Here is a 7,686-nt window from a genome sequence, read left to right on the forward strand (position 1 = left end):
TTTGGCGCATGTTTATTCGAAAAGATGCATCAAATAGTTCTTATTTAAACAAGAGTATAGGAAACCATAAGCTTTCATTCGCGACAATTGAAAACAGACAACACCAAGTCACTTCTAAATTTGTTCTTTTTTTCTATAACAAAGGAATCGCAATCGTTGAATATTTGGATTATCCTGGTACGTATTCTGGTAATGACGAAGATCGTTCTTGGATCATTAAAAGTAACAACAAAAAGATCCGCATCACTAATCCGATTCATGAGTTACAAACATATAAAAATCGAATTCAAAAAATGTTTAAGGATGGACAAATATCATCTGTGATTGCCATTAAAGATGATTCTGAAATTGATAAGATTCAAACACAGGCATTATGCTGCAAGTATAAGGATGTCATCACTACTCTAAACAATATTCAATGTGAGCACACGCTAAGTGAAAGTGAAATTCAAAATTTATTCGATTCATTTAATCAAAAACGATCAACATTATCATAACTTGCTCATAATTAATTCATTTTTTACCATATATATACTCATTTTATTTTAATTATTCCTATTCTCTTAAGAGTATTCTATTCATATAGGATAAACAAAAATTGGAGGTTATTATGAAATACTTAAACTTTGATACAAGCCGCCCTTATGATTTAATTTTATTAGGACGTGTTGCGATTGATTTAAATCCAGCTGTTAGTGAGGGCTTTAAACCATTAAAAAATGTTTCTCATTTTGAAAAGTATGTTGGGGGCAGCCCTGCAAATATCGCTTGTGGTGTAACTCGTCATGGTATGAAAGCCGGTTTTATTGGAAAAGTTTCTGATGATCAATTTGGCGATTTTGTGACGGACTACTTTAACGACCATAATATTGATACTAGTCATATCACACGTTGTACAAATGGAGAAAAATTAGGACTTACTTTTACTGAAATGTTATCAAGCACAGAAAGTAGCATTCTAATGTATCGAAACTGTATTGCGGATTTACAGCTATCTGTTGATGACATTGATGAGGATTATATTGCGAGTGGAAAAGCCCTGTTAATTAGTGGAACAGCATTAGCACAAAGTCCTAGTCGTGAGGCTGCACTTAAAGCAGTTATGTTCGCAAAAAAGACGAATACGCCTATTATTTTTGATATTGATTATCGTGAATACAATTGGAAAAACGATGATGAAATTTCTATTTACTATTCAATTGTTGCGAATGAAGCTGACATCATTATGGGGTCAAGACAAGAATTTGATTTAACAGAAAGATTGATTCAACCTAATATGACTGATGAAGAAACGGCTAAATATTGGCAAGCTAAAAATGCGAAGGTGGTTGTTATTAAACATGGTATGAATGGATCTACAGCTTATCTAAACAATGGTGAAAGCTACTCAATCAAGCCTTTCCCTGTTAAGTCAAGAAAAGGTTTTGGCGGAGGTGATGGCTACGCCTCTGGATTCTTATATGGCATTTATCAAGAATGGCCTATGATCGATTGTTTGGAATTTGGTAGTGCTGAAGCCAGTATGATGGTTCGTTCTAATAACTGTTCGGATGATTTACCAACCACAGAACAAGTTCAACAGTTTATAAAAGAAACAAAGGAACAATACGGCGAAATGATTGCACGTATATAGGAGGTTACTATGTCTAGAGATTTTATTATTCCAAAACATATTATCACGGGAGAAAATGCACTATCTGAAGCAAACTTACATTATGGAAAAAAGGCTTTAATTGTTACAGATCCTGTTATGGTTGAATTAAAAAATGTTGACAAAGTTGTTCAAAAATTAGATCAAGACCATATAGAATATTCTGTCTTCTCTCAAATCACAGGTGAACCTACCGATCTAATGATTGAAAAAGGTGTTGAACAATACAGAGCTGAAGATTGTGATTTCTTAATTGCTATTGGTGGTGGAAGTCCGATTGATTCTATGAAAGCCATTGGTGCCGTAATCACAAACGGACAAGAAATTGATGATTATTTAGGAAAAGAAATAACAATTGAAACACCAGGCATGATTGCCATTCCTACAACGGCTGGTACAGGATCAGAAGCTACGCAGTTTACAATCATCACAAACACAAAAAAAGACATAAAAATGTTACTAAAAGGAACTGTTCTTATTCCAGATTTAGCTATTATAGATCCTCAATTTACATTGAGTGCACCAAGTAAAATTACAGCAGCAACTGGACTTGATGCATTATGTCATGCAGTAGAATCATATACATCTAAAAAAGCACAGCCTTTATCTAAATCCTTTAGTGTATCGGCTGTAAAACGAATCTTGAAATATTTACCTATCGCATATACAGATGGAAGCAATGTAAAAGCTCGTGAAGAAATGTCAATTGCTGCTCTAGAAGCAGGTATCGCATTCAACAATGCTTCTGTAACGATTATTCATGGAATGTCACGTCCAATTGGTGCATTGTATCATATTCCTCATGGATTAAGTAATGCTATGTTGATTAAAGAATGTTTCTCCTTTGCCTTAGATGGAGCTTATCCTGAATTTGGTACACTAGCTAAAGAGGTCGGAGTTGCTACTTTAGAGGATTCCGATAAAGAAGCTTCTGAAAAACTTCTTAAAGCTATGGTAAATTTAGTTGAAACATGTCATGTTCAAACCTTACAAGAATATGGTGTAAATAAAGAAGATTTCTTAAATCATATTTCAAAGATGGCAAAAGATGCCATGGATTCTGGTTCTCCTGGAAATACAATTAAAGATTGTACTCAACAAGATCTAGAAAAAATTTATAAAAAAGTCATAAATGCATAAAAAGAAGCTCTACGCTTCTTTTTTTAATATATCGGAATTAAAGCTAGTACAACCGCAACACCTAATAAACCAATTGCAATCTTATGCATAATCTCTTCCTTTTTTGTATATGCATTATCAGGTTGTGCTTGTTGTCTTTTTGTGAATTGCATACGCACATAACACATCAATATTAATCCTGCAAATCCTAAAACGTATGTAATGATTTCTTTTATTGACACAAATATTCCTCTTTTCCAATTTAATTATATATATAAATAATAGTTAAGAAAACAAATTTAACTACCACATTAATATGGTAAATATTACCACAATAAAAATCGTTTTTATTTTATTATCATTCTTTTTTTCATCTTATAATTTATTTGAAAGTGAGGAACTACATATGATGAATTATATTAAAAGTACAAGTAGCGAAATCGAACTAACAAATCGTACAGATCTATATCCTGATATGATGTTATACTCATACTTGATTCGCCCTAGTAAAGGAGATGTGAAACATTTTTATAGTGATGATAAAGAAACTTTAATTTTGTTACAAGAAGGCTCACTAACATTGAAATACGAAGACAAAGAAGCCACAATCACTCGTAGCAATGTGTTTGATGATGCTCCTGTTGGATTACAATTCAATAAACAAGTCGCAGTTGAAGTTATTGCAAATGAAGATAGTGAATACCTATGTTTCCAAACAGAAAATGATAAGACATACCCTACAACTCTATTCAACAAAGATAATGTAGTTGTTGTAGATCGTGGAGCTGGACAATGGAACGAATGTGCTACTCGTAATGTTCGTACAATGGTTGACTATAAAATCAATCCTAATAGTAACATGGCCTTTGGTGAAACAGTAAACTACCCAGGTAAATGGAGCACATTTATTCCACACTTACATGATCAACCAGAACTATACTATTATCGTTTCAATCGTCCTGAAGGATTTGGTGCAAGTTTCTATGGAGATAACGTTTACCAAATCAAAGATAGAAGCTATATTTGTGTAACAGAAAAATTAGCTCATCCTCAAGTAACAGCTCCAGGATACGCAATGAACTATTTCTGGATCATTCGTCACTTTGATGACAATCCTTGGACTGGTGCTGAAAACGTTAAAGAACACGAATGGCTACTAGATCCGAACTGCAAAATCTGGCCTGAAAAATAATATAAATAAGAGCTGCATTGCAGCTTTTTTATTTGTGTTTTGCATTATAATATATCTGAGGTATTGATTATGAAGAAAATATATACATGTATGCCTTTAAAGGAAAAACATAAAAAACTATTAGAAAGTTCATCGTCCAATTGTGAATTCATCCATTTAGGACAAATAAAGCCTAGTCTTGAACAAGTCAAAGATGCGAATGTCATCATCGGAAATATTCCAGTAGATATTCTTAAAAATATTCCCAATTTAGAATTTGTACAACTCAACAGTGCAGGTACAAATGGATATTCAGATAATCCAGACTTTCCTAAAAATGTATTACTGGCCAATGCCACAGGTGCTTATGGAGTTGCGATTTCAGAATGTATTCTAGCTGGCATTTTAACTTTAATGAAACATATGCCTAGTTATATCCAAAATCAATCCAATCATGAGTGGAAAGATGAAGGAAGTGTTAAATCGATTTATAACTCTAATATTCTTGTACTTGGTTTGGGTGATATTGGTAAAGAGTTTTCTAAAAGTGCCTATGCGATGGGTGCTCATATTACGGGGATTAAAAGAAATATTAAAGATAAACCAGATTATATTGATAAATTATGTACAATGGATTCACTATATGATGAATTAGAAAAGGCAGATATCATTGTTTCAAGTCTTCCTGGATCTAAGTCTACGTATCATTTATTAGGTGAAGAAGCTTTAACCCATGTTAAGAAACACCCAATTTTCGTCAATGTAGGAAGAGGTTCTTTAATTGATTCTAAAGTATTAGAAAAGGCATTAAAAGAAAAGATATTCTCAAGTGCCTATATTGATGTAACGGATCCTGAACCATTACCTAAGGAAAGTGAATTATGGAATCTAAACAATTTAATCATCACTCCACATATCACGGGCGGGTATCATTTAGAAGAAACTTTGAATCGTATTGTCCAAATAAGCGCTACAAACATTAAGAATTATTGTGAAGGAAAAGAACTTATAAATAGAGTGAATCTAGAGGTATAACTTTATGTTTCATTTATTTAAAAAGAAAGAGAAAATAAAAAGAGAATTGCCACCAGGGACAATTCGCAAAGAGTTTCATTTTGAAGGAAACGTCCAAAACATTGGTTTTCGTTTTGAAGTACAAAGCCATGCCAAACCATTAGGTATTACAGGCTATGCCAAAAATAACGATGATGGTAGTGTTACTGCGCAATTGCAAGGAAGTGAAAAGAACATCAATAAAGTTATTACAGATCTTCAGAATATCGATCGTATTCAGATTGATTCCGTGACTGAAAAAGAGATTCCACTTGATTATTATGAGAATGATTTTTATATTCTGTATTAACTTGAACAATGCTCATGAGTTAGAGCATTGTTTTTTTATCAAGAAACAATTTCGTTATTCCGATAGAATTACAACGGGCGCGTTACCAAAGGATCCTGTAACATTCGCAATCAACTGCGATAGATAAGCATCCATTTGCACTTTGTCAACTAGAAAATCCAATCGCTTTTCTACATAGTCTTCCATATCCCTTATACTATCAAAATTTTGCATTGCTTTATCCGACAAATAGAATTCCCCGATTGAAGAAATATCTAAAAAAGGAGCATTTAAATTTTCGGATTTTAACTCTTTTCTTAAGCGAACACTTATTTTTGTTTCAGTACAATCCACAATTTCTAACAATCGAGAAACTTGAACATTTTCATTTTCTTTAGATACTTGTTCCACAGAATATCTGATACTTTCCAAATACATATTCATTCCAGTTATTTGTAACATACATTCTCCTTATACATTAAAATCTTTTAATGACCTTAACACAAAATTTCCAACACTAAATTTCTTAGATTCATGACCCATATTTTGCTTATCCACTAAATTTTTATCCTTAAATTTATAATAAGCTAACTCTTGTTCCAACTCCAATATGCGTTGATTTGAAAATGAAGCTCGCCCAATTTTTTCACTAATAGCTGTATTTATATACGTATTTAGACTCACTCCATCCATTTGTGCATTTTCTAATAATTGCTTATGCGTCGTTTTAGGGACCCTTAAAGCTATTTTTCCACTAGGAAGATTTTCTTCCTCTTTTGGGACTGGTAATTCTATTCCTTCTTCTTTTAAATAACTTAGATATACAGCTTTAGTAGCTTGGGCATCGGCAATTGCTTCTTCAATTGTATCTCCACCACCTACACAGCCTTTTAAATCCGGATACTCAACACACCATTCTGTTTTTCCATTTTCCAAATGCATAGGATATACTCTCATTGCATAGTCCATACTATCTCTCTTCCTTTCTAAAATTAATCTCTTCAACTAATTCTACTGCTTTTTTTACATATACTTCTTTTACACTATTCCCATGTTTAGGAATTGGGAAAGGCCTATCTAACAAATCATGTGTAAATATTACATGACTTGTTCCATTTTGATTTTTCTTCTTAAAACCAAAGTGTTTTAAATACTTCTCTAAATCAGAAAATTCTACTTTATTTCCAGATTTGTAATTTTCAATCTTCGCAATTAACTTTTCAATTTTAGACATTGGGTCCTTTCTTATATGATATCATATTTAATATCATTTATGTATAATTATCTATATATTTAAGTTTAACAACCCAATGTGAAAAAGACATTAAATCTGAAAATTTAACAAAAAAAGATATCAATTCATTTTATTTGAACTGATATCCCTTATACTATCTAGATAAGTTTGTATTCTTAGAATTCATGATTTTAAATACATCCTCTTGTGTTACTACATTAAAATCATGTTGAATCATAAGCTTTAATACACTAGCACTGATTGCGAAATCGACTGTTTTCTGTGGATCAAATCCATTGATTAGTCCATGCACAAATGCAGCACCGTAGGCATCTCCTGCTCCCACAGCTTCTAAACTATGTACTCTATGAATTGGACTTTGGTAGAACTTTCCATCTACATAATAGATGCCCATCCAATCTCCTTCTTCTACAGTATGCATATTTCTTAATAAATCACAAAGTAATTTTTGACTATCTTTTCAAAAGTTCTTATATGCCGGTATAGCCTATTGTTACAGGCTTTTCCGGCATTTTTTGTTATGGAAGATATTCTCAAATCTTCTTATATCCCCGTATGTTTTGGTGTTCAAAAGTAGTATGTGGAGTAGTAAATTCTCCGTTTACTACTTATGCAATCAGCCGCTTCATTTCTGTTATCGACGTTTCGGAAGTCGTATGCGCGTAATAGTTCAGCGTCATATTGATGTTGGAATGTCCCATGATGTACTGCAATGCCTTTGGGTTCATTCCTGCATTTGCTAACGTGGTGCAGAATGTGTGGCGTAAGGTGTGCGGTGTCATTACCTTTGGCAATGCTACCTTTTGCGTTTTTGTGTATTTCCTTACAAGCCCCCGGAACATACTTTCATAGTTGACTGCCACTTTTGGCAAGCCGTTCCGGTTAAGAAACAGAAACTTTGTGTAGCCCTCTAAAATAACAGGCTGTGCATATTTTCGTTTGTTCAGCACCCGTTGAAATGCTTCCAACACTTTTTCACTCATAGGAATAACCCGATTGCCGCTTTTCGTCTTAGGCGTTTCCACATAGTAACCCACGTCTGCAATCTTCAAAAGTTGGTGGTCTACATTGATAAGCTGTTTGTCTAAGTCAATGTCAGCTTCCGTCAGTCCGCAGAGTTCCGAAATGCGAAGCCCTGTCCCTAACAG

General features: G+C 33.3%; 12 protein-coding genes. 6 read left to right on the forward strand and 6 right to left on the reverse strand.

Features of this window, described 5'->3' with window-relative positions; translation table 11 throughout:
* The 3 genes from ACZQCL_RS04445 to ACZQCL_RS04455 form a co-directional block, all read left to right on the forward strand.
* Positions 1-497 (forward strand): NERD domain-containing protein (locus tag ACZQCL_RS04445; RefSeq protein WP_482481931.1); only part of this gene is annotated, 497 nt, incomplete at its 5' end.
* Between the two features lie 113 nt (positions 498-610).
* Positions 611-1,633: a 5-dehydro-2-deoxygluconokinase gene (iolC, locus tag ACZQCL_RS04450; RefSeq protein WP_227993470.1), complete on the forward strand. Its 1,023-nt coding sequence runs from the start codon at positions 611-613 to the stop codon at positions 1,631-1,633.
* A gap of 9 nt (positions 1,634-1,642) precedes the next feature.
* Entirely contained in the window at positions 1,643-2,791 is a 1,149-nt protein-coding gene (locus ACZQCL_RS04455) for an iron-containing alcohol dehydrogenase (protein ID WP_227993468.1), read from the forward strand.
* A gap of 23 nt (positions 2,792-2,814) precedes the next feature.
* Here ACZQCL_RS04455 and ACZQCL_RS04460 read toward each other — a convergent pair whose 3' ends face one another.
* The gene (locus ACZQCL_RS04460; protein ID WP_117926860.1) at positions 2,815-3,012 is read right to left on the reverse strand and encodes a hypothetical protein; all 198 of its coding nucleotides are present in this window, start codon (positions 3,010-3,012) and stop codon (positions 2,815-2,817) included.
* Between the two features lie 164 nt (positions 3,013-3,176).
* On the opposite strand from ACZQCL_RS04460, the gene ACZQCL_RS04465 reads away from it, so the two are divergent.
* From ACZQCL_RS04465 to ACZQCL_RS04475, 3 genes are all read left to right on the forward strand, one after another.
* A complete protein-coding gene (locus tag ACZQCL_RS04465) occupies positions 3,177-3,962 on the forward strand; it encodes a 5-deoxy-glucuronate isomerase (protein ID WP_158570498.1) in 786 nt (261 codons plus the stop codon).
* A gap of 69 nt (positions 3,963-4,031) precedes the next feature.
* Positions 4,032-4,976, forward strand: a complete 945-nt coding sequence (locus ACZQCL_RS04470) for a D-2-hydroxyacid dehydrogenase (protein WP_482481932.1) — start codon at positions 4,032-4,034, stop codon at positions 4,974-4,976.
* Between the two features lie 4 nt (positions 4,977-4,980).
* Positions 4,981-5,304, forward strand: coding sequence for an acylphosphatase (locus ACZQCL_RS04475; RefSeq protein WP_337531791.1), 324 nt, complete (start codon positions 4,981-4,983; stop codon positions 5,302-5,304).
* A gap of 54 nt (positions 5,305-5,358) precedes the next feature.
* Here ACZQCL_RS04475 and ACZQCL_RS04480 read toward each other — a convergent pair whose 3' ends face one another.
* The 5 genes from ACZQCL_RS04480 to ACZQCL_RS04500 all read right to left on the reverse strand — a co-directional run.
* Positions 5,359-5,745, reverse strand: a complete 387-nt coding sequence (locus ACZQCL_RS04480) for a hypothetical protein (RefSeq protein WP_462494187.1) — start codon at positions 5,743-5,745, stop codon at positions 5,359-5,361.
* Positions 5,746-5,754: 9 nt separating this feature from the next.
* Positions 5,755-6,252 carry a toxin-antitoxin system HicB family antitoxin gene (locus ACZQCL_RS04485; protein ID WP_482481933.1) on the reverse strand — a complete coding sequence of 166 codons (498 nt, stop codon included), beginning with the start codon at positions 6,250-6,252 and terminating at the stop codon, positions 5,755-5,757.
* A 1-nt stretch (position 6,253) separates the two neighbouring features.
* A complete protein-coding gene (locus tag ACZQCL_RS04490) occupies positions 6,254-6,517 on the reverse strand; it encodes a type II toxin-antitoxin system HicA family toxin (RefSeq protein ID WP_482481934.1) in 264 nt (87 codons plus the stop codon).
* A gap of 154 nt (positions 6,518-6,671) precedes the next feature.
* Entirely contained in the window at positions 6,672-6,932 is a 261-nt protein-coding gene (locus ACZQCL_RS04495; protein WP_482481935.1) for a carbohydrate kinase family protein, read from the reverse strand.
* Positions 6,933-7,146: 214 nt separating this feature from the next.
* A partial coding sequence (locus tag ACZQCL_RS04500) for a site-specific integrase (RefSeq protein ID WP_482481936.1) occupies positions 7,147-7,686 on the reverse strand: 540 nt, incomplete at its 5' end.

The organism is Holdemanella sp. (genome assembly GCF_056804935.1).

What these genes read in the sequence shown, in the direction of transcription:
- ACZQCL_RS04495 (WP_482481935.1), bottom strand. Translation starts at nt 6,932, where the DNA reads ATGGGCATCTATTATGTAGATGGAAAGTTCTACCAAAGTCCAATTCAT.
- ACZQCL_RS04465 (WP_158570498.1), top strand. Translation starts at nt 3,177, where the DNA reads ATGATGAATTATATTAAAAGTACAAGTAGCGAAATCGAACTAACAAAT.
- ACZQCL_RS04485 (WP_482481933.1), bottom strand. Translation starts at nt 6,252, where the DNA reads ATGGACTATGCAATGAGAGTATATCCTATGCATTTGGAAAATGGAAAA.
- ACZQCL_RS04480 (WP_462494187.1), bottom strand. Translation starts at nt 5,745, where the DNA reads ATGTTACAAATAACTGGAATGAATATGTATTTGGAAAGTATCAGATAT.
- ACZQCL_RS04470 (WP_482481932.1), top strand. Translation starts at nt 4,032, where the DNA reads ATGAAGAAAATATATACATGTATGCCTTTAAAGGAAAAACATAAAAAA.
- ACZQCL_RS04455 (WP_227993468.1), top strand. Translation starts at nt 1,643, where the DNA reads ATGTCTAGAGATTTTATTATTCCAAAACATATTATCACGGGAGAAAAT.
- ACZQCL_RS04490 (WP_482481934.1), bottom strand. Translation starts at nt 6,517, where the DNA reads ATGTCTAAAATTGAAAAGTTAATTGCGAAGATTGAAAATTACAAATCT.
- ACZQCL_RS04475 (WP_337531791.1), top strand. Translation starts at nt 4,981, where the DNA reads ATGTTTCATTTATTTAAAAAGAAAGAGAAAATAAAAAGAGAATTGCCA.
- iolC (WP_227993470.1), top strand. Translation starts at nt 611, where the DNA reads ATGAAATACTTAAACTTTGATACAAGCCGCCCTTATGATTTAATTTTA.